The organism is Ktedonospora formicarum (genome assembly GCF_016587355.1).
Classification (GTDB): domain Bacteria; phylum Chloroflexota; class Ktedonobacteria; order Ktedonobacterales; family Ktedonobacteraceae; genus Ktedonobacter; species Ktedonobacter formicarum.
Map to the genome: position 1 here is coordinate 2,260,657 of NZ_BNJF01000001.1, position 22,314 is coordinate 2,282,970.

Here is a 22,314-nt window from a genome sequence, read left to right on the forward strand (position 1 = left end):
GGATAAACCCACTCATATCTTGAACATATCCGTCACTCTGCCGTACTGTATATAGATAGAAAGAAAGAACCATAACAATTGAGGGCACCTCACCGCCCGCAATGGCTCGCATATCCCCTGACCAATGCGAAGCACTTGAGCACTGAGGAGCCTCTGACCCTGGCAGTTCCAGACCCCTTTGGGAAGAAAGGCCCATTATGCTATGCGCATAGAACCACGAGGTATAAATAGATTCGCTCAAATAGTTCGCTTCTTGCGAGTATCACGCCTCCTGTTGTGGACCCTATGGGTTATTTATCGCGAGCGCCAGCGCGTAGTGAAAGCTCGCCAGCGAGGTAACTACGAGGTCCAGCCCAACATAGAGGTCCTGCTCAAAGTCCTCCGCGCTTTCCGTGAGACCGCGCTTCGGCTCGGTGTCCTGATGATCAAGCTCGGACAATTCCTCAGTGCCCGCGCCGACATGCTACCAGAGCAAGCCCTTTCGGTACTGGCAGACCTTCAGGACGAGGTACCACCAGCTCCCTTTGAGCACGTCACAGCGGTCATCGAAAAGGAGTATGGCAAACCACTCACAGAGATCTTTAGCTCGTTTGAGCGTGAGTGTACCGCCGCAGCCTCCCTCGGTCAGGTCCATCGCGCGACGCTCGCCAGCACAGGTGAAACGGTCGCGGTCAAGGTCCAGCGCCCACATATCGCCCAACTCGTTAGCATGGATCTGAGCACGCTCAAGTTTGTGATCTGGGTCGTAAAGCGCTTCGTCAAGAGCGACTTTATCGACCTCAATGGTCTTTATCGCGAGTTCCGTCGCACCGTCTATGAAGAGATAGACTACATAACTGAGGCGACAAATGCGAAGCGCTTCCGCGAGATGTTCAAAGATGACCCAACTATCTACATTCCGACTATCCACGAAGAATACATCTCGCGCCACGTGCTGGTCATCGAATGGATCGATGGTATCAAAATCAACGACTATAAGGCTTTAGATACCGCTGGCTACTCGCGCCTGGAGACGGCAAATCGCACCGTTAAAGCTTACTTCCATCAATTCTTTGAAGAAGGCTTCTTTCATGCTGACCCACATCCCGGCAATATCTTCGTCAGAAAGGGTTCAGCACCGGACAATCCAGTCATAGCCTTTATCGACTTCGGTATGGTTGGCACACTGACCAGTCCCATCAAGCGCGGTCTGCGTGATCTCTTCCTAGCCCTGGTTCTTAGTGATGCAAAGAAAATGGCTGACGCTCTGCATAGGCTGGGTTTTATCGGTGAGGGAGCCAATATGGCATCGATTGAGCAAGGTTTGAGCTTACTCCTTGAGAATTACTATGGAATGACGTTAGGGCAAGCTCGCGAGCTTGAGGTATCCAACGTAGCCCACGACCTGGATAATCTGCTCTACGGGCAGCCCTTCCGCATTCCCTCACAGTTCGCCTTCGCCGGGCGTGCCGTTAGTACGTTGGTTGGTGTCTCAACGGGTCTGGCCCCAACCTTCAATTTCGTAGATGTCGCGACTCCTTATGCACGTAAGTTCCTCGATCTGAACGCTGAGGGCATCGGCAAGATAGCGCAAGACGTGCTCAAAGAAGCTGTGGGCGCGGGGCAGGTCTTGCTCCGACTCCCAGCGGCTATCGATAGACTGGTTGGGAAGATTGAGGCAGGGCAAATCGAAGTACGCCTGGCGAATCTGCCCGGTAGCGGTCGCAGGGCCCGGCGCGGTAATAACGGAGCCACACTCAGCAATGGTGGTAGCTTTGGTGGCCTGACCTGGAGTTTCTTTTTCGGCACCTCCCTGGCAGCAGGTGTTTACCTCACAAGCTTACAACTGGCCGCGCCGGGCTGGTTCTGCCTGGGCATCGCGGGTATAAGCGCTCTTGGGCTGTTATTCAGACGTTAAGCTGTATGAATAGGGCCAATCAGCTCCCAGCGCCCCTGGTCATCGACACGTGCCACACCCTCACGTTCAAGCTTGATCAGGTGCGCCTCCAGTGAGCGCGCGGCGATGGGATGCAGCGCTGGATCAGTATCATCATAGACCAGTGGAACCAACTCAGGGATAGTCATGGGAGAAGCAGAGCTAAGCATGGATTGCTTGACCTTGCGCTCCCGTTCGAGACGGTGCGCAATGTACTCATTCAGCTTAGCGCGAGGATCGTTGATGGTGGAGCCGTGCGCAGGGACAATCCGCGTAATATCCAGTTCTCGCAAGCGTTTTAGCGTCTTCAGGTAGGTCAGCATCTCACCTTCAGGCGGGATAATGACCACCGTCCCTACACCTGCCACCACATCCCCTGCAAAGAGAATACGCTCGCGCTCAAGCAGGAAACAGAGGTGATCAAAGCGATGCCCCGGTGTATGGAGCGCGTGTAGCCTTTCCCCTCCCTCCAGTTCCCATGTCTCGCCATCGGCAATCTCTCTATCGGCAAGTGGCACTCCCTCACGACTGAAAGCGAACACAGACGCACCACTTCGTCGCCGCAACTCATCCGCCCCACCGATATGATCGCCATGCCCATGCGTAATCAGAATATGTCGAATACCTCCCCGTACCTCACCTTCCCGCATCACACGCTCCATGTACGCCGCATCGTCAACGGCTGGATCAATCACAATCGCACCTGCAGAACCACCACCCAGGATGATCGTATTGGTACCCGGTCCCGTCATTATCGATGGATTGGGGCCAGCACCACCGTATATGCCTCCTGTGCCATCGCCGTATCTCCTTCCTACAGCTTCCAGAGGAAGTCTGGATCTTCTGATAGATAGACGAAGGGTCCACCCTCTTTTTCCAGCCAGATCGGCTCATGAGTGAGCACAGCACGCGTCCCGCTCGCTTTGAGCACCTCCTCCACTGAGGAGTAGAGCGCGAGGTCACGCAACTGGTGAAAGGTGGGAAAAGCTATAGGAAAATCTCCCTGCTCAAAGCGCCTTAGAGCCTCAGCAGGCTGTATCCAGAGCCCTTCACTTGTCTCTAGCTGATCATACAATGCCTCTTGCTCGGAAGGGGCAACAGCGAGAAAGAAATAGGTATCAAAGCGTCTGGGTAGCTGCTCCGGTGTTATCCAGTGCGCAAAGTATGTTAGTCGGTCGCACGCTAACGTCAGACCTTCGGCTCGCGCGATCTCCGCGATGCTCGCCTCACGCGCGTTGAGCCTGCGCCGGTACTCAGCATAGCGCGGCACATCCTCATCACTTACGGCAAGCACTTGCCGCCCATCCTGATATGCCAGTAGGACGTTTCCCTCCTCAAACAGTTCACGAATCGCCGCCACCCGCACGCCGACGCCTCCATCTGTCTCAAAAGGCACACTTAATTTCTCATCCTCCTCCGCCTCTTTGTCCATAGCAGAGGCAGAGCCACCAGGAAAGACATAAATATCTGGCATAAACTCACTCTGCACGACGCGCCGCACCATAAATATCTCAATCCCCTGCTGACGCGAAGGCTCGATATCACGTATCAACATCACTGTTGCCGCCAGGCGTGGCTGCATAACCATAACGCATTACCTCTATTCTTGCTCAAACTATAACATTGCAATGCCTCTCTTCATCCTACCACATCCCATACTCACCTGGCGCAAAATAAATCAGGGGGTGTATGGCTGGCATTTGCCAGCCATACACCCCTGATTTCTGGTAAGCGGGCCACGTTGGCTGCTAATCAATGTGGCAGTGCGAGAGACCGCGCTTTTTCAAGTAGAGCTGATGATACTCTTCCGCGCGATAGAATGGCTCCGCCGGTACGATCTGTGTCACAATGGGGCGCTTGAAGCGACCCGAAGCCTGCTGCTGTTCCTTGGAAGCCTCGGCTTCGGCCTTCTGTTCAGGTGTATGATAGAAGACAACCGAGCGATATTGCGTCCCCACATCCGGTCCCTGACGATTCAAAGTTGTAGGATTGTGGTTCTCCCAGAAGACCTGCAACAACTGATCATAGGAAACCTGCTCAGGATCATACTCGACCTGAACAACTTCTGCATGCCCCGTCTGGTCAGTGCAAACGTCGCGATAGGTCGGATTATCCAGCATTCCGCCCTCATAGCCAACGGCGGTATCAGCAACACCCTTCACATTACGGAAGGTCTCTTCTACACCCCAGAAACAACCTGCGCCAAAGGTGGCTTTCTCTAACTGTGCCATTACGTATACTCCTCATTATCTGAATGAATGGATTCGCTAAGATGCTTTCTACACTTTAAAACAACGGGCTATGCTTATTAGTTCCCATTCAAACTACCCCTCTCATCCCTTCCAAAGATAACACGCTGCTAGATGATGTTTTTTACCTAAGTGTTTGAACTTCCTCGCCACCTGTGGGACCCTTTACCTCCTGCGAAACGCGTAAGCACCAAGAAGTACCAGATTTAACCTGCAAGGACACTTCTACGTATAAAAGGCAAATAAACTTATGTATTACAAATAAGTATATCTCTATTGAAGGGAGTTACCTCCGCCTATGTCTACTCCATCTCCTGAAGCAGCACCATCACCGAACCCTTCCAATACGTCACCATCTTATCTCCTGGGAGTATTGCTCAGGCGCTATCGGCGCGTGTTAACGAATCCAGGACTGGCTGTCTTCAGAGACGAAAAAACCAACGCCAGCGAACAACTGGTCTGGTTTCAGGTTCTAATACTGGCCTTCTTCACCGCTCTGACACTGGTCTTCTCGCAAGGTCGCTTCAGCCTGGGCACACCCATCCTCTACTCGTTGAGCGCGATCTTTACCATTGGTGGTTTCTTTCTCGGCGAATACATCTCTTATCGCACAGCACGTATGCTCGGTGGAAGTGGAACCTTCATCCAGCAGAGCTACCTGACGCTGCTGATCTACATTCCCGTAGCGGTACTCTCCTTCTTCCTGGCCCGTATTCCTTTGTTTGGAGACCGCCTGACCTGGCTGCTCGATCTGTATAGCCTGGTGCTCTACGTCATTATGATGCGCGCAGTGCATAACCTGAGCATCAGGCGCGCGCTCCTGGCAACCCTAACGCCGCTTCTGGTCGTGATAGTCCTGATTAGCGCCATATTCTTCATCGGTGTCGTATGCTCTAGAGTTTTCTAGCGCACACGACACTCCTGCTATCGGGCCTTACTCGCCGCGTAGGCGACTAAAAAGCACCTGGTCGTGCCAGTCGCCATTTCGCCACTGTGCCTTGCGTATGACCCCTTCGCGAGTAAAGCCCGCCTTCTCCAGAGCTCGCTGCTCCGGCCTGTTGGTGATATCCGTGATAGTCTGGACACGCATAATAGAATAGGTGGCAAAGAGATAATCCGTCAGCAGACGTTGAGCCTCGACACCATACCCCTTTCCCTGGTGATCAGGATGCAAGCCAATCCCGATCATGTAGGCTTTGCTGCCCTCGCCAGGACCATTTCTGACTGGATGGAAGCTCACGCGCCCAATCAACACTCCATCCAAGGTAGTCACAACAAGACGCCCAAGCTGGTCGCTCAGCAAGCCATTCTCGGCGAAGATACGCTCCCACCCACCATGCCCTCTCAGGCCGAAACTATTGAACTCACCCACAACATAGGGATCATGCTCCCAGTTTTCTAGCGTTTCCAGGTCTTCCCGCCTCACCGGACGCAGAATGACCGCGTTCCCTCGTAACATATCGCTCTCCTTCCCTGGCTAATCTTACGCTCTTATTCGCCACGCAGCTTGCTATAGAGTACCTGATCATGGTGGGCTCCGGCTCGCCATTGCGCCTTACGCAGAACACATTCGCGTGTAAATCCTGCTTTCTCCAGCGATTTCTGTTCCGCAAGGTTGGTGATATCCGTCATGGCTTCAACACGCATAATAGGATAGGTAGCGAAAAGATAGGCAGCCAGCAAGCGTTGAGCTTCGGTACCATATCCCTTCCCCTGATGATCAGGATGCAGGCCAATCCCGATCATATAGGGCTTGCTGCCCTCATTGGGTCCATAGCCAACCTTGTGATAATCGACATCCCCCACCAGTGTTCCCTCTAAAGTGGTCACTACAAGATGCCCTGAGCGATCACTAAGCATGCCATCCTCCTCAAAAGAGCATGTCATGCCTCCCTGCCCTCGCAGACCAAAGTTATTAAATTGACCCAAAAACTCAGGGTCCTGGTGCCAGATCTCTAGCTGGCTCAAATCATCCCGCATAATCGCACGCAGAATAATCTTCTCTCCGCGTATCATAGTTTGCTCTCCTTCCCTGGTGATACTACATATTGCCCCTACGCTGAGCCCTTTCATCGCGGTAATGCTCTACAGCTCGCCTATGCGTCACAAGCATCCTGGCAGGAAGGTGCTCTATGTTAAAGAAGCGAAGCGCCACGCCCTCAAGCACGTCCATACGTAGCTCCCCCTGATAGGTCTCCGCGATAAAAACGGCTGTCAGAGCAAAGGCCTCGTCGCCATTCGAGCACCTGAAATAGCACTCTTGACCCGAAAAGACTTCTTGTAGAGTCAGGCCCTGAACCTCCAGACCCGTCTCTTCGCGCACCTCACGTCGAGCGTTCTCTTCCCATGATTCGCCCAGTTCCATCAATCCTCCCGGCAAACCCCACGTCCCCTCTGGTTCCCTACGCTCCTGCAAGAGTACTTCTCCCACATTATTGAGGACGATGACGACTGCGCCCGGCAAAATCAACGGTCTCGTCCCCACCAGGGCGCGAAGCTCTTGAACATAGTTCATAGCGATGTATTTTCTCCCTCATAACAACGGTCGCGCTTGCTCGCTTACCAAAGTATACCATGCTCGCCGACCTTCGTTCAGCACGAAGACAAGCCCATTCTTCCTTCTCGCCAATATGGTACTATGCACAGTAGATACACACAATTGCTCAACTTTTATACGAATTATTTCCCTATTGTGAAAGGATAGACGTGCGAGCTATGTCTGACCAACTCACTTCAGCGACATCTCGGAGAGCGTACCGCTCGCGTATCGGCATTGTGGCCGACTCTCCTAACTTCCCAGGAGCCTGGAACGATATTGTTGAGAAAGTACGGATCGCCGACGAGCTAGGCTTCGGCTCGGTCTGGCTGGGCGAATCCTGGGGTTATGAACTCTTTACCTCTATGGGTGATCTCTTGCGCGCGACAAAGCGTATCAAGGTAGGAGCGGGCATCGCCAATATCTACTCGCGCACTCCCGCGCTAATCGCCAGCACCGCTGCGACCCTTGACGAGCGCTCTGGCGGGCGCGTTCTGCTGGGGCTTGGACCTTCAGGCGCGAACGTGATTGAGGATTGGCATGGTGTTAAGTTTGAGAAGCCACTCAAGCGCACCCGCGAATATGTTGACATAATTCGCATGATCCTGCGAGGCGACAAGCTCGTCTACAATGGCGAGTTCTTCCAACTTGAGCGCGGGTTTAAACTACGCTTCACCCCTCTACGCTCCGATATCCCGATCTATATAGCAGCCATGGGACCAAAGAACGTTCTCCAGACGGGCGAGATCGCCGACGGTATACTCCCGGTCTACTGGCCCGCCAATCGCTTGGAGGAGATGCGCACCCAACTTGATACAAGCTCGGTTCAGGCTGGTCGCCGACCCCACAGTGTAGCCATCGCACCCTACATTACGACCGCGCTCCTACCAGAAGGAGCCAGCGAGCAACAAATTCGGGCCGCGCGTGCCGCTGCCGCCTCTCCTCTGGCATACTACATTGGCAAGATGGGCGTCTACTATGCACAGATGCTCTCGCGGAATGGTTATGAGGAGGATGTACAAGCGGTGATCGCAGGCTGGCAGAAGGGGATGAAGACGGCTATCGAAGCGGTAAGCCCGCGCATGCTCGACGCCGTCTCCATCGTTGGAACGCCACGCGAGGTAGTTTCCCGCCTCGATCAGTGGGCCGATCTGGGTGTGGATGAACCATTATTGACCATGCCGGGCGGCTCGGTTGATGAGACAGCGACCCTCCTGGGCATGTTAAGGGATGCCTTGAGCGAGGAGTAGCGCCTCTCCGCGAAGTCATCCGCGTGTTGTAATCTACGCCTGACCGAGGGATGTGAATGGAAGAGAAACTCGATCAGTGGTGAGGGCGAAATATCGGCAAGATTCTGGTTGGCGAGCCGCCGCATCGCGCTCTTGAAGGCATCTATTTTCTGTGTGATCTGAAGCGCGTACTCATCGGCCTGAAATTCCATATGGCGGCTATAAACGTTACCGATGGGCATAACTATCAGACTAAAAAAGGCCGTGAGTAGCAGGAGAAAGGGCAGCGTTGCCGGGTCCGTGAGAGCCTGGTAGCGCCCCTGCCCTTCGACCGCCTGGTGGAGAGCCAGGTTGGCAAGTCCCAACCCACCCAGCGTCAGGACAGCCTGACTAAAAATCATCTTCCATATATCACGATGGACGTGATGGCCTAGCTCATGCGCCAGTACAACCTCTATCTCATCCTCGGAATATCTGTCCGTCATGGTGTCACCAAGCACGATGCGGCGAGTATTCCCTAAGCCCATCAGAACGGCATTGGTCGCCGTGGTCTTATGACTCATCTGCATGGTGAAGACGCCCTGAACACGCGTGTCAGCACTCGCGGCAAGCTTCATCAGCCGCTCAGTCAATTCACCTTCTGGGAGTGGCTTAAACTTATAGAAAAGAGGAAAGATAAGTACAGGAGCGAGATTCGCCATTACAACTGAGAAGAAAAGCATCACCAGAGCCGTCCAGAGCCACCACCATTGCGGCTGTACGGCCAGTAAGGCATAGACAAGCGAGACCGCGACTGCCTCCAGAGCCAGGCTAAGTACGAAGTTCTTCCCCAGATCACTCAGCCACGCGCTTAAGGTCTGGATCGAGATGCCATAGCGCCTCGGCAGGACAAATCCACCATACACCTGCGCAGGCATAGTAATAAGCTGATACCCAATTATCAGCAACAGAAAGTACAATAAGGTCTGCCAAGGGTACCAGCCTGCCAAGGGCTGCCACTGAAGGAAGGGGAGGTAGTGGGCTAGCCAACCAACCTGTGTACTTTCGCGAACAAGATCACGTATGCCCTTATCCCAGCCTGTGAGCAGGATAATGACTAGGCTTAGCGCCACAATGCCCATGTCGAGGAATGTGACCTGTCGCCGTTTACGTGCGTATTCGCGAGCTTTCTTTTGCCGTACCTTGTCGATCTCCATACAACCGTTCTCTCCTACCACACCAAGCTTACCGCGTATATGCGTTATCCTACTCTCATCTTCACCAGAGGGGGGAGGAGCGATTGCTCCTATCAGGTCTTACAACCCTCTTTTCCCCTCTCTCCGCAGACAACATATAGTATTTCTATCGCCTATTATACCGCTAACTTCTGTAAGTTGGCGAATGAGCGGCGGGCACTGTCCAACGATGGAATGGCTGGAGCATCATTCTCGACAATACCCCACTCTACACCAATCTCGTTACCAGTCGAGACAATACTGGCAATATCGATTGTGCCGTCACCAACCTCGGTGAAGGTGCGCTCAGTCGTCATATCCTTGAGGTGAATCAAGGGCACACGACCTGTATACTGGCGCAGATAAGCAACCGGGTCAAGACCCGCATACGTTACCCAATAGGTATCAACTTCTAGCTTGACGAGTGAGGCATCGGTCCCCTCAGCTATGAGGTCCAGCAGGTGTGAACCATTCAGCTTTTCAAACTCATGGCTGTGATTATGGTAGCAGAGAGTAATGCCTGCATCCTTACACTGCTTACTATACTCGTTCACGTTCGCGATGAATGTGCGTAGCAGTTCGACATCATTCAACTCTTCCAGCGACATGTAGGGAATGACCAGATAAGGGCAACCAATCTGGCGACAGTACTCGATCTCCTTCGCGCTGTCAGCCTGTAAAGCCTGATAGCTGACATGGCTACCCAGGGCCTTGAGGCCGGTCTCCTTCAGGAGTTCGTTTAGCTCTTCTGCGGAGAGGCCACCATAGCCTGCGAACTCGACACCTTGATAGCCGATCCGTGCTACTTCTCTGATTGTTCCTTTAAAATCCTGCGCCGTCTGATCACGCACAGTATAAAGCTGAAGTCCAATCTGCATAGTTCGTTTTCCCCCTTATAAATAGTCACGGATAAGAGGAAGTCGCCGTTCCTGGTAACTCCTTCGTCACCGTTAGCCACATATGGCATGCATATTGCACATGTACCTGAACGTAGCTAGCCGCCGCTCTGGCGGCGCTAGGGTATACTTGTCAAAGCATACCCTAAAGTATACCACCTGTCCGCCCTCTTAACCTATGCGAAATTGCGACCCTGGAATCTTCGCCCATAGCTAGCGTGGCTTCGGCACAGAAGAAGCCTTCACGGAGCGATGGTTCTGACGAGCGCGTTGCTCATAGCTATCTATATCAGCACGCTTGAACTGGCCTGGCAAAGCCTCCGCGATCTCATGCACAAACTGACTGGGCTGATCCAGATGCATATAGTGTCCCGTAGCCGTCACAATCTTGCTCCGCATCTTCGGTAACTCGCGGGCGAGTTGCTGCGCGACCTCTCTGTAAAATGGATGGCTACGAGTACTGACCAGACAGGTCACTGGCTGGCTGATACCCGCAATCTGCTGCGTTGTCAGGTGCTCGCCAGTTCCCGCCTCGATCTCGCGCAGGCTGGCTTCAGCATTAGCAAGCAGCGCCTCACGCCACTCCTTCGCAAGCCGCTCAAAGCCGCTCTCACCCGATTTCTCCTCAAGTGTATGCATATAATAAGCTTCAGCCGCTGCACGCGCCCCCTTAGCCCTATTCAGATAGCGCAGGCGAGCGCGCTCAAAGAAGCCACTGATCGCCTGTTGTTTACGCAAATGCAGGTTTACCTCGCAAAGCACAACTGCGGCAACCAGTTCGGGATGGTGAACAGCAACATCGAGGGCGATAACACCTCCCGTATCGCTTCCAACAAGCGTAGCAGGCGTAGCATGGAGATGTCGCAGAAGCGCAGCAACATCCTCGGCATGCTGGTGCAGATCACCCAAAGATAGCTGCGCAGAACGGCTGAAGCCTCGACGATCATAGGCGATGACACGATTGCGCGTTGCCAGGCTCTCAAAGGCACTCCCCCACATATCGGCATTCGCGCCGGTGGAATGGATAAGTAAAATAGGTGAGCCACTTCCCTGCTCTTTATAGAAGAGGTCTGCGTTCTGGATGCTCATGGTTGGCATGTTGCGTCTTCCTCTCTAAACATAGTCTCTTGAACAACGCTTATTCCATCGACTTATTCCGGTTGCCACCCTTGCTCACGATAGATGCGCAAAGTCTGCTGATCTCCAGGCACATAACTTACCATCGAATAGCTGGTCATCCCGCTAAACACAGTTGTCGCTGTACGCAAAGTCAACCTCCCCAGCGTGCTATGCTGCACCTGAAATACAAACGAGGGAGCAGGCTTCCCCTGCGAGTAGATAGAATTGGCGATACGCCGATACTCTGAGAGCGAGCGCAATTCTTTGCGTAACGCTTTATATTCGGGGAGATGCGTGCTGGTGCTTGCATTATATTGAAAGTCGCTGACCAACCGGCGTGCCAGATTCTCCCAGCCATGCAAGCGCTGACGCATCTGTGGATCAAACACGAAATCTCGCAGCAAGTGCAGATCCTTCTGGAAGGCACGCTCATCAAAGATCTCAAAAAGTTGGAGCGAGGCTTCGTTCCAGGAATGCAGATACCAGAGCTTGCTAAGTGCGTGCGCGGGATAAGATGTGTTATGAACAAGCAGGCTTGCCAAATCACCCAGATCCAACAATGTGCTCTCGTCAGAATCTTGCGTAATATAGTGCCCTGTCAGGCGCGTATACGCCCCATACAGCTCTTGCTTCTCATCACCCATCAGTTCAAAAGCCTTCGCCAGCAATTGGACAACATGAGGCGATGGATTAGCTCTCTGACCAGTTTCCAGGTGATAGATATATGTACGGGAGAGGCGCGTTGCCTGAGCAAGCTGGCCCTGCGACATGCCCCGCTTGTGGCGAAATTGCGCAATCAGTTGTGGGAACTCCATTGACTGACCTGACTTCATTCCTCTGCCCTCTTATGACTTTTTTCTACTCATTAAGATGCAGTCCAGGTGCGACCGCCTTTTTCGTTAGCTACATATCATTATCTCGCAAATTATGTTAGCTGGCAACATAGCTATTACAAGATATGCGCCATATAATAAAAGAAATGGGCTGTTGTTGCTTGCTATTGCGACAGTGTGGTCGCTATGGATACTCATAGAGTACCCCTATGGAGAGGAGCTTATACAGAATGTCTGACCCATCATTGAACAACAACACTCCAGCGCAACCACGCACACTTACTTCTGTCGACGATAGACGTGAAGAACTTCTTCAGACGCGCCCCTGGTTGCGCTCCTATGAAGAGGGAGTTCCCGATCTTCTTGATATTCCGGATCGCTCCCTGGTATCGTTGCTCGACACAACAGCAAGCAGTCATCCAGGCGCATACGCTACCAGCTACTTTGGCGCCAAGATGACCTATGCTCAGTTATCCAGCCTGGCAAATCGCTTCGCAATCGGCCTGCAACGGCTGGGCATTGCCCCAGGAGACCGAGTCGCAATCGCACTACCAAATATTCCTCAGTTCCTTATAGCTTTCTTTGGCACGCTACGCGCGGGCGCGGTAGTGGTTCCAACTAATCCTCTCTATACCGCGCATGAAATGCACCACCAGATGGCAGATTCCGGAGCACGCGTCATGATCATGTTAGATGACTACTATCCTGTCATGCGTGAGGCACGCAAGGATACAGCGCTCGAACATATCATCTTGACGAATCCAGCCGTATATCTACCACCAGTCCTACGTACACTCTACCCACTCAGTCAACGGAAGGCACAAAAATCAATTCCTCCGCTTACAGAGAAGGAGCGGCGCGACGATCCAACCCTACATGATATGCAAACTATGTTAGAGTCACGCTCAAGCGGAGGGGGAATTGAGATCTTTCATCTCCCGTCACCGGCAAAAGGAGATGACCTGGCTGTCCTACAATACACAGGTGGCACAACCGGACTCTCAAAGGGGGCCATGCTCACGCACCGCAATCTATACGCCAACGCGCTACAAACGCGCCACTGGACACCAAAGGCTCGCGAAGCTAAGGAAGTAACTCTCTGCGTAGCGCCTTTCTTCCATGCTTATGGGCTGACAGTTGGCATGAACCTCTCTATCTTAATAGCGGCTACAATGATTCTGGTCCCACGTTTCAAGGTAGAAGAGGTTGTGGATACTATTCGACGCACTCATCCAACCCTCTTACCAGGTATCCCAACAATGTATATTGCCATCCTGCGCGCGGTGGGCAAGAACAAACACCATTTAAACTCAATCAAGTCATGTATCAGTGGGGCCGCACCTCTACCCGCTAAAGTGCAGGCCGACTTTGAGGCAGCGACAGGCGGGAAACTTGTCGAAGGCTATGGCCTGAGCGAAGCCGCTCCGGTTACACATTGCAATCCACTTACCGAGGCCTGCCGCAATGGAAGTATCGGCCTCCCCTTGCCCAATGTCGTCGCTGCTATTCTCAGCCCTGCCACTGGCGAGCTACTCCCTGCTGGCGAGATAGGCGAACTTGTGGTGAAGGGTCCAAATATCATGCAGGGCTACTGGGAACGTGAAGATGAGACCAAAGCCATTTTTCACGATGGCTGGATGCGAACTGGAGACATCGGCAAAATGGACACCGATGGCTTCTTCTATGTTGTCGACCGCGCCAAGGATCTGATCCTTGCCAGTGGTTTCAACGTCTACCCACGCGAAGTAGAAGAGATCCTCTATCAGCATCCATCAGTCGCGGAGGCAGCCGTAATTGGTGTTCCTCACGAATATCGTGGTGAGACGGTTGGAGCATTCGTCGTCCTTAAGCCAGGCTTCGAGCCATCAGAAACAACTCGTAATGAAATCATCGCCTTTTGTAAGAAGGAGATGGCCGCCTATAAAGTACCCAAGGTTGTTGAATTTCGTGAGAGCTTGCCCAAGTCACTTGTAGGCAAGGTTTTGCGCCGTGAACTACGCATAGAAAAACAGGCATAACTCCTTCTACGAAAATCAGAGCGCTCCATGCCACCATATGAGGGCCAGCGCTGGTCACAGCCGTGATAGTGGTTTTCGTAGAGCACGAATACTTGGTCAAAGAAGACAATCGCAGAGATGCATCATACATTTTATAGCCAAAGGAGATAAGCACATCTATGTCTACGACACTCAAACCAACTGAAGCGGGAACCGCATTCTTAACTACTCATGTAAGCGAGAGTGCGAACAAGATATTTACCCCGGAGCAACGAGACGAAGACCAGCGCATGTTCGAGGAATCCAGCAAAACCTTTGTGGAGCGAGAAGTCCTCCCCAACCTTGATGCCATCGAGAGCCAGGAAAAAGGGATCATGCCCTCTCTCCTTAAGAAAGCTGGTGAGCAAGGTCTTCTGATGATTGAGATTCCCGAGGCCTACGGTGGTGCGGAACTTGGATTACTGACAAGCGTGCTGGTCGCCGCGCAGCAGAAGGAAGCCTCATTCAGCGTAGCCTATGGGGCACATACAACTATCGGTACGCTCCCCATCGTCTATTATGGTACCGAAGAACAGAAGCAAGCCTATCTCCCCAAACTGGCAACCGGCGAATGGATCGCGGCCTATGCCCTGACCGAACCGGGCGTCGGCTCGGACGCGATGGGTCTGAGCACACGCGCCGAACTTTCTGAGGATGGCAAGTTCTATATCCTCAATGGCACCAAACAATGGATCTCGAACGCAGGCTTCGCCGATGTCTTCGTGGTCTTCGCGCGTATCGGCAATGAGCGCCCTTCCGCCTTTATTGTCGAGGCCACATGGCCCGGCGTTACGACTGGCCCAGAGGAGAACAAAATGGGCATCAAGGGCTCCTCGACACGCCAGCTTATCCTACAGGATGTCAAAGTACCTGTCGACAATCTGCTCGGCGAGCTGAACAAAGGCTATAAGATTGCTTTCAATATCCTCAATATCGGTCGCCTCAAGCTAGGAGCGGGAACAGTTGGTGGAGCGCGCAACGCTCTTAACCTCGCCGCGACCTATACAGCTGAGCGCAAAGCATTTAACAAATTCCTGCATGAATTTGGCATGATTAAGAAAAAATTGGCGCGCATGGCCGCCGAAACCTATGCCGCCGAGAGCGAAGTCTTCCGCACCGCTGCCAATATTGCTAACGCACAGCATAGTGCTGGCGAGAATACTGAGGCTATTTTTAAAGCTGTTGAAGATTACGCTATCGAGGCTTCACTGGCGAAGGTTCACGGGAGCGAGGTCCTGGCCTTGGTCGTTGATGAAGGTGTGCAAATCTTCGGTGGCTATGGGTTTATGAAAGAATATCCCATCGAGAAGGCATATCGTGATGCGCGCATCCAGCGCATCTTCGAAGGCACCAACGAGATCAATCGCCTGGTAGCATCGGGAACGCTCTTCCGCCGCGCCCTGAAGGGGCAGGTCAATTTAATGACCGCCTTCCCGCCTGTTGAGGAGCGCATCAAGACCAACCAGCCACTCAATAGCGCAGGCGAGGATATCCCTGCTGAGTTACGTGAAGCTGTGAATGCGCTAGAGCGAGCCAAAGACGCCACCATTTACGCGGCAGTCAATGTCGCCATGAAATATATGCAGGCCCTGGAGCAAGAAGAAGAGTTCATTGAATACCTTGCGAACCTGCTTATCGACCTCTACGCCATTGATAGCGCGCAAGCTCGCGCCATTCAGGCCGTACGCCGTGGCGATGCAGATAGCACAACACATATCAAACTGGCGCAATTAGCCACCTGGCTGGCCTTCACACGTATCCGCGCCAACCTGGATCAACTTCTCATGTCATACATTGACGAGAACCGTGTAAATAAAATTTTGGAACGTGTTCGCGCTTATGTTGGAGATTACACATTAAACGGCGTCGCCATTCAGCGTGAGATAGCCAACATCGTTGTTGAGAAACAAGGATATCCCCTGTACTCCTAATAGACACCCTACTTAGCTCCTGGTTGTATGGGATGTGGGGGGACGAATGCTCCCCCTCACGTCCTTTCCCTTTCCCTGCCAGACTTCATGACAAAGTGGGAAAAGCAACAACCTTTGTGCTAAAGCGAGATTTCCGCCTCTCAACGCAACTATGATGTTTCGCTTTTGACTCAGGGAAGCGGGATCAGCCTGGACATGATATCGAAAACTTTTCCATTCTCTTGCCTGTCGCCTATGGCGGCAGACATGTGAACTAGGAATTGGAGCTTACTATGCAGATTGGTGATAAGAAATCCTGGGAGCGCACCTTTACACTAGAAGATGTGCGCAACTTTTCTCATCTCTCTGGTGACCAGGGAGCACATCACCTGCTCCCTGATAACAGAGGACGCATCATGGTGCATGGCCTGCTCACCGCAACCCTTCCAACCAAACTGGGAGGTGAAATGAACTATATCGCGCGTACCATGAATTTTGAGTTCCTGCGACCAGTCTATGTTGGCGATACTATCCGTTGCGAGGTAACAATTACTAATCTCTCCTGCACGGCAGGTCGCCTGCTCATGGACTCAAGTGTTACATGTATTAACCAGAACGGCAAGCCTGTGCTGATTGGCAAAACCCAGGGTATCGTGCGCGAAGAAGCCCCAAGAACACAAACACCTGATGTCAGTGATTTGATACCTGGAGACTGATTACACTACAAAATATCAATGTTGATACACACTCTCTTGAGAGACCTTTCAGAAGGAGCAAACTAATGGCTGAAGCTGTAATCGTCAGTGCAGTCCGTACTCCGATCGGACGAGCGAATAAAGGCGTACTCAAAGATGTGCGCGCCGATGACCTGGCCGCCCTGGCGGTACAGGCCGCTGTCGAGCGAGTTCCCAATCTGGATCGCTCACTCATCGAAGATGTCATTCTTGGCTGTGCCTTCCCTGAAGGAGAACAGGGTATGAACCTGGCTCGCCTTGTTGGGGCGCTGGCGGGACTACCTGAAACCGCTGGCGGCGTTACGGTAAACCGCTTCTGTGCCTCCAGTTTGCAGGCAGTCAACATGGCCGCACAGAGCATCATGCTTGGCCTGGGAGATGCCATCATCGCGGGTGGAGTTGAGAATATGTCTCGCGTACCGATGGGTGGCTTTAATCCTAGCTTTAACCCCCGCCTCATCCAACTTCGCGAGGGGGAGAAATCTGAATCCTATCTCCCACCTTGCGAGCTTGAATATGCCCATTCAAGCTATATCCCCATGGGCCTGACCGCAGAGAATCTGGCACGCCTGCACGACATCAGCCGCGAAGCGCAAGACGCTTTCGCTTTTAGGAGCCACCAGCGCGCCATCGCCGCGACTGACAAGGGTATTTTCAAGCGCGAGATCGTGCCAGTTCCCCTGCCAGACGGGCGCGTCATGGAAATTGATGAAGGGCCACGCCGCGACACCTCCCTTGAGCGCCTCGCGAGCCTGGAACCAGCCTTTATTAAAGGTGGCAGCGTCACTGCTGGCAATTCCAGTCCTCTGAATGATGGCGCGTCCGCTGTGGTCCTGATGTCGGCGGAAAAAGCGCGCGAGCTTGGCATTACGCCCCTGGCACGTGTGCGCACAATGGCTGTCTCTGGCGTGCGCCCCGATATTATGGGCATTGGCCCTGTCTCTGCTGTTCGTAAAGCCCTGGAACGCACGAACCTTCAGCTAAGCGATATCGATGTGATTGAGCTCAACGAAGCCTTCGCCGCCCAAAGCCTAGCAGTTGTACGAGAGCTTGGATTAGACGAAGAGAAGCTCAACCCGCATGGAGGCGCTATCGCGCTTGGACACCCTCTGGGCTGTAGTGGTGCTCGCTTGATTGCCACACTCGTCAATGACCTGCAAACTCTGGACAAGACATTGGGCATTGCCACGCTCTGCGTAGGTGGTGGACAGGGCGTAGCCACCGTGATCGAGAGGATCTCATAGCTATGACTACTACGCAATACCAGATTCGCAAAGTGGGCGTGATCGGTGCTGGCGTAATGGGCGCAGCCATCGCCGCCCACCTTGCCAACGTCGGCATTCCCAGCCTGCTCCTCGACATCGTTCCTCCCGACGAAACGAAGGATCGAGACGTTGTCGCACGCACTGGCCTGGAAAAAGCGCTCAAGTCCAAGCCTGCCGCCTTCTATACCAAGCGAAGCGCTCAACTTGTGACCATTGGAAATATTGAGGACAATTTGCAGGCTCTCGCGGAGGTCGATTGGATCATTGAAGCCGTTGTGGAGCGCCTGGATATCAAACAAGCGCTCTATGATCGCCTGGAGAAGATTCTCACTCCACAGACCATCATCAGCTCAAATACCTCTGGCCTACCCGCTCATATGCTGATTGAGGGACGCGGCCCTAGTTTCCGTGCGAACTTCCTGATCACCCACTTCTTCAATCCGGTACGCTATATGCCACTGCTTGAACTTGTGCCAACAGCCGACACCAATCCGGCTCTGCTCCCATTTATGCGCCAGTTTGGTACTGAAGTGCTAGGCAAGGGAGTCGTCATTTGTAAGGATACGCCAAACTTCATCGCCAACCGCATAGGTGTGTATGGCTTCCTCTCCACCATCCAGCGTGCCATAGATGAGGGCTATACCGTTGGCGAGGTGGATACCATACTTGGCCCCTCGATGGGGCGCCCCAAGTCCGCGGTCTTCCGCACCGCTGACCTCTCAGGGCTCGATACTCTGGTCCATGTCGCCGATAACCTCTATCAGAATGCTCCTGAAGATCCCTGGCGTGAGACCTTCAAAGTACCTGAAGTCGTACACCAGATGGTCAGCGAAGGACGCCTGGGCGAGAAGAGCGGGCAGGGCTTCTATAAACGTGTCAAGCAGCCTGGTAGCCCCTCAACCATCCTGGCTCTCAATCTGAAGACGCTAGAGTATAGCGCCAGTGAGAAAGTACGCTACCCCTCCATCGGTGCCGCGCGCAACTATGATGATCCAGATCAGCGTATCTTGACCATCCTCAATGGCGATGATCGCGCCTCCGTGCTCGCGCGCGAGACAACCGCTGACTCTCTAATCTATGCCGCGACCCTGGCTCCCAATATTGCTTCCAATATCGTTGCCGTCGACGAGGCTATGCGCTGGGGCTTTAACTTCGACCTGGGAAGTTTCGAAGTATGGGATCTGCTCCTCAAAAATCCCTCCACTCTTGAGAAGACCTTTGAGGGACGAGAATTGCCCGAACTGGTACGCCGCGTACGGGAGCAAGGACAGGGAACCTTCTATATTGATAGCGCAGGTCAACGCCAGTACTTTGATTTCACGAAGAATATCTACAAACCAGTCCCAGTTCCCACAGGTAACATCACCCTTCCCGCACTCAAGTCAGCCAATCGAACCGTGCATAAGAACGAGTCAGCAACGCTTATTGACATGGGAGACGGCGTGGCCTGTCTTGAATTCCATACCAAGATGAACTCGATTGATGAGGGCATCATCGAGATGATTCATTACGCCGTCGAGGAAGGACCAAAACAGTTCCGCGCGCTGGTCGTGGGGAATGATGCGGCTGATTTCTCGGCTGGAGCAAACCTCTTCCTCGTTCTCATGGGCGCCAGGCAGGGTGCCTGGGCCATGATTGAAAACGCCATTAATGGTCTCCAGCAAGCCAATCAGCGCCTCAAGTACAGCCCGATTCCAGTTGTAGCCGCTCCAACTGGTCGTGCCCTTGGTGGTGGTTGTGAGATCATTATGCATTGCAACCATACACGCGCGTTGGCGGAGTCCTATATCGGCCTCGTCGAGGTAGGAGTGGGCGTCATCCCAGCGGGTGGAGGCTGCAAAGAGCTTCTATTGCGCCAGGGTGCCGACATCGAGCACCAAAAGGCTGGTAAGACTGGTGGCCCCTTCACCCCTTCACGTAAGGCCTTCGAGACTATTGCCCTGGCAACCGTCTCAACCAGCGCGGTCGAGGCCCAGGAGTTACGCTTCCTACGCAAGACAGACCGTCTGAGCGTCAATCGTGCCGTGCTCCTACGCGACGCCAAAGCCGACGCTATCAAGCTCGCCGAGGCCCAGGCTAATGGGCAATGGCAGCCAGCCAAACCACAGGACATGCTCCTTCCTGGCCCTGGCGCGCGCCTCGTCCTGGAACAGCAGGTAGACAATCTGTTGCTCACTGGCAAAGTCAGCGAGCATGACGCCGTGGTCGCACGCCATCTCGCACGTGTGCTTACAGGCGGCAACTGCTCACCACTCGCGCCTCTGAGCGAGCAACAAGTTCTCGACCTGGAGCGCGAAGCCTTCCTCAGCCTGTGCGGCATGGAGAAGACTCAGGACCGCATGCAAGCAATCCTGATGACTGGCAAACCACTCCGCAACTAAAACTCAGCATCTATCATATGGAGGACGCACTATGAGGATTAAACCTTATAGCGAATCCTCCATCAAGCTTTCGCCAACCCTGGTCTTCAAATCCACTTCCATATGCCCATTAAGGCTTCTCAGAGATCACAAATTAAGCGCCACCCACTACACAGAGTAGTGGGTGGCGCTTAATTTGTATTGTCTGGATACTGAAGCCTAGAAGAATGCTTCGCCGGTCGCGGTATCGAAGAGGTGCATGCGATCATTCTCGACATACAGCTTCACCTTGTTGCCAGCGACAACGCGGGAGCGGGAATCGAGAGTCGCGATAATATTCTTACCGCCAGCGGTCAGGTAGACCTGGAGCTCGTTACCCAGGTTCTCAACCACATCAACCGTACCGTCGATGCTGGAACGCTGGCTATCTTCACCAACCAGGGCCGCATCTTCGAGGTGTGATGGGCGGATACCGAAGGTCAGTTCCTTGCCTGCCGCATCGCGCGCGATCTTGGCGTAATCGGCGGGAACCTCAACCTGGCCCATACCGTCGAGCACGATCTTCGTGGTATCACCCTCGGCAACCACCTTCGCGCCGGGGAAGAAGTTCATACCAGGGGTACCGATAAAGCCAGCAACGAACATATTCGAAGGGCGATCATAGAGCTCTTGAGGAGTGCCCAGCTGCTGGATAACACCACCGTTTAGAACAGCGATGCGGTCACCCATCGTCATGGCCTCAACCTGGTCATGGGTAACATAAATAGTTGTGGTCTGAATGCTCTGATGCAGTTTGATGATGTTCGCGCGAGTCTCAACGCGCAGTTTGGCATCCAGGTTCGAGAGAGGCTCGTCCATCAGGAAGACCTGCGCTTCGCGGACAATGGCGCGACCCAGAGCAACGCGCTGGCGCTGACCACCGGACAGTTCTTTCGGCTTGCGCTTGAGCAGATTCTCCAGACCGAGCGTCGCGGCTGCTTCTTCTACGCGCTTCTGAATTTGCGCCTTAGGGAAGTGGCGCAACTTAAGGCCGAAGGCCATGTTATCAAATACTGTCATGTGGGGGTAGAGGGCGTAGTTTTGGAAGACCATCGCGATGTCGCGATCCTTTGGATCAACGCCGTTCACCATGCGGTCGCCAATGTAAATCTGACCCTCGCTGGGCTCTTCAAGTCCCGCCACCATACGCAAGCAGGTACTCTTACCACAGCCAGAGGGGCCAACCAGCACCATGAACTCTTTGTCCTTGATATCAAAGCTGACATCATGAACAACTTCTACCTTACCAAAACGCTTGTAAATGTTCTCAAATTGTACACGAGCCATGAAGGGCTACTCCTTTCGCTTCGTAACAGGCAGCTACTTTGCCAAAGCCTTTTAAAACCTGAGCGGCTTAGCGCTCGCTTTCATCTAAGGCACGCCTGTTACCCTTCTTCATAGATTTATGAAGCTTTTGCTTGGTGCCGCGTCGCATCGCAAACCAGAAGACGCAAAAGGAACAGCGAGACCAAAAACATCTACGCCCTTCTATGCGCAATCCATGTCCGATGGGAGTTCGACGTGGCTTCTACCCGCTACCACACCTTTATAAGTGTACTCCATTGTTCTCCAGTAGCAGGCTTACAATGAAAACAGTATAACACAAGAGTAATGAAAAATGTAAGTGCATTCCAATATTTCAATCAAACTTTCAATGTTTGTCCCTCCATAAGACCTCCTCACAGTTTCCTCAGCCTCCAGGCGCCCTTTACAGGACACATGGAAAAATGCCCAGCGGTTGCAAATTTTAATGAGGCACGTCCCCATCAGTCTTTATATGTATTAACAAGTGTTGCACTTCTTCTACATGGTTCCACAGACACGACAATGTAGTACTTCAGTCCTTACATAATTTGACGTATTTTGAAAACGCGTCCCCATTAAAGCCACGGCAACTATTTTGCGTTTATTTAACTTCTGTTTGCACTCACCAACATATTCAATGACCAACACGATAGACTTTCCCAAGCCACTTCATG

Annotated in this window: 19 protein-coding genes; 8 read left to right on the forward strand and 11 right to left on the reverse strand. The window is 53.1% G+C overall.

The features are described from left to right. Positions 1-202: 202 nt before the first annotated feature. Positions 203-1,897 (forward strand): ABC1 kinase family protein, encoded by a 1,695-nt coding sequence (locus K3T82_RS09705; RefSeq protein ID WP_220193269.1) that lies wholly within the window; start codon positions 203-205, stop codon positions 1,895-1,897. Here K3T82_RS09705 and K3T82_RS09710 read toward each other — a convergent pair. The 3 genes from K3T82_RS09710 to msrA form a co-directional block, all read right to left on the reverse strand. After that, on the reverse strand, positions 1,894-2,667 hold the full coding sequence (locus K3T82_RS09710) for an MBL fold metallo-hydrolase (RefSeq protein WP_220193270.1): 774 nt from the start codon (positions 2,665-2,667) through the stop codon (positions 1,894-1,896). The genes K3T82_RS09705 and K3T82_RS09710 overlap by 4 nt on opposite strands. Positions 2,668-2,729: 62 nt before the next feature. Continuing rightward, positions 2,730-3,503, reverse strand: coding sequence for an NUDIX hydrolase (locus K3T82_RS09715; protein ID WP_220193271.1), 774 nt, complete (start codon positions 3,501-3,503; stop codon positions 2,730-2,732). 160 nt (positions 3,504-3,663) lie between these two features. After that, the gene (gene msrA / locus K3T82_RS09720; RefSeq protein WP_220193272.1) at positions 3,664-4,146 is read right to left on the reverse strand and encodes a peptide-methionine (S)-S-oxide reductase MsrA; all 483 of its coding nucleotides are present in this window, start codon (positions 4,144-4,146) and stop codon (positions 3,664-3,666) included. A 316-nt stretch (positions 4,147-4,462) separates the two neighbouring features. On the opposite strand from msrA, the gene K3T82_RS09725 reads away from it, so the two are divergent. Beyond that, positions 4,463-5,071 (forward strand): YIP1 family protein, encoded by a 609-nt coding sequence (locus K3T82_RS09725; protein ID WP_220193273.1) that lies wholly within the window; start codon positions 4,463-4,465, stop codon positions 5,069-5,071. A 27-nt stretch (positions 5,072-5,098) separates the two neighbouring features. Here the strand turns inward: K3T82_RS09725 and K3T82_RS09730 are convergent, their stop codons facing one another. The 3 genes from K3T82_RS09730 to K3T82_RS09740 are packed head-to-tail and all read right to left on the reverse strand — an operon-like array spanning position 5,099 to position 6,679. Then, positions 5,099-5,623: a GNAT family N-acetyltransferase gene (locus tag K3T82_RS09730; protein ID WP_220193274.1), complete on the reverse strand. Its 525-nt coding sequence runs from the start codon at positions 5,621-5,623 to the stop codon at positions 5,099-5,101. A 32-nt stretch (positions 5,624-5,655) separates the two neighbouring features. Continuing rightward, positions 5,656-6,180, reverse strand: coding sequence for a GNAT family N-acetyltransferase (locus tag K3T82_RS09735; RefSeq protein ID WP_220193275.1), 525 nt, complete (start codon positions 6,178-6,180; stop codon positions 5,656-5,658). 25 nt (positions 6,181-6,205) lie between these two features. Beyond that, positions 6,206-6,679: an NUDIX hydrolase gene (locus tag K3T82_RS09740; RefSeq protein WP_220193276.1), complete on the reverse strand. Its 474-nt coding sequence runs from the start codon at positions 6,677-6,679 to the stop codon at positions 6,206-6,208. 200 nt (positions 6,680-6,879) lie between these two features. On the opposite strand from K3T82_RS09740, the gene K3T82_RS09745 reads away from it, so the two are divergent. Beyond that, the gene (locus K3T82_RS09745; protein ID WP_220193277.1) at positions 6,880-7,950 is read left to right on the forward strand and encodes an LLM class flavin-dependent oxidoreductase; all 1,071 of its coding nucleotides are present in this window, start codon (positions 6,880-6,882) and stop codon (positions 7,948-7,950) included. Here K3T82_RS09745 and K3T82_RS09750 read toward each other — a convergent pair. The 4 genes from K3T82_RS09750 to K3T82_RS09765 all read right to left on the reverse strand — a co-directional run bounded on the left by K3T82_RS09750 (position 7,839) and on the right by K3T82_RS09765 (position 11,991). Then, positions 7,839-9,125 (reverse strand): M48 family metallopeptidase, encoded by a 1,287-nt coding sequence (locus tag K3T82_RS09750; RefSeq protein ID WP_220193278.1) that lies wholly within the window; start codon positions 9,123-9,125, stop codon positions 7,839-7,841. The genes K3T82_RS09745 and K3T82_RS09750 overlap by 112 nt on opposite strands. Before the next feature lie 155 nt (positions 9,126-9,280). After that, positions 9,281-10,021: a sugar phosphate isomerase/epimerase family protein gene (locus K3T82_RS09755; RefSeq protein WP_220193279.1), complete on the reverse strand. Its 741-nt coding sequence runs from the start codon at positions 10,019-10,021 to the stop codon at positions 9,281-9,283. 231 nt (positions 10,022-10,252) lie between these two features. Further along, on the reverse strand, positions 10,253-11,137 hold the full coding sequence (locus tag K3T82_RS09760; RefSeq protein WP_220193280.1) for an alpha/beta fold hydrolase: 885 nt from the start codon (positions 11,135-11,137) through the stop codon (positions 10,253-10,255). 53 nt (positions 11,138-11,190) lie between these two features. Then, complete coding sequence (locus K3T82_RS09765; RefSeq protein ID WP_220193281.1) at positions 11,191-11,991, reverse strand: MmyB family transcriptional regulator; 801 nt, start codon at positions 11,989-11,991, stop codon at positions 11,191-11,193. Between the two features lie 230 nt (positions 11,992-12,221). On the opposite strand from K3T82_RS09765, the gene K3T82_RS09770 reads away from it, so the two are divergent. From K3T82_RS09770 to K3T82_RS09790, 5 genes are all read left to right on the forward strand, one after another. Then, a complete protein-coding gene (locus K3T82_RS09770; protein WP_220193282.1) occupies positions 12,222-14,009 on the forward strand; it encodes a long-chain-fatty-acid--CoA ligase in 1,788 nt (595 codons plus the stop codon). Positions 14,010-14,167: 158 nt separating this feature from the next. After that, positions 14,168-15,958 carry an acyl-CoA dehydrogenase family protein gene (locus K3T82_RS09775; RefSeq protein WP_220193283.1) on the forward strand — a complete coding sequence of 597 codons (1,791 nt, stop codon included), beginning with the start codon at positions 14,168-14,170 and terminating at the stop codon, positions 15,956-15,958. Positions 15,959-16,230: 272 nt separating this feature from the next. Then, positions 16,231-16,653 (forward strand): hotdog domain-containing protein, encoded by a 423-nt coding sequence (locus tag K3T82_RS09780; RefSeq protein WP_220193284.1) that lies wholly within the window; start codon positions 16,231-16,233, stop codon positions 16,651-16,653. Between the two features lie 65 nt (positions 16,654-16,718). After that, positions 16,719-17,915: a thiolase family protein gene (locus tag K3T82_RS09785; protein WP_220193285.1), complete on the forward strand. Its 1,197-nt coding sequence runs from the start codon at positions 16,719-16,721 to the stop codon at positions 17,913-17,915. 2 nt (positions 17,916-17,917) lie between these two features. Further along, a complete protein-coding gene (locus K3T82_RS09790; protein WP_220193286.1) occupies positions 17,918-20,317 on the forward strand; it encodes a 3-hydroxyacyl-CoA dehydrogenase/enoyl-CoA hydratase family protein in 2,400 nt (799 codons plus the stop codon). A 198-nt stretch (positions 20,318-20,515) separates the two neighbouring features. Here the strand turns inward: K3T82_RS09790 and K3T82_RS09795 are convergent, their stop codons facing one another. Further along, positions 20,516-21,622 carry an ABC transporter ATP-binding protein gene (locus K3T82_RS09795; RefSeq protein WP_220193287.1) on the reverse strand — a complete coding sequence of 369 codons (1,107 nt, stop codon included), beginning with the start codon at positions 21,620-21,622 and terminating at the stop codon, positions 20,516-20,518. Positions 21,623-22,314: the final 692 nt, after the last annotated feature.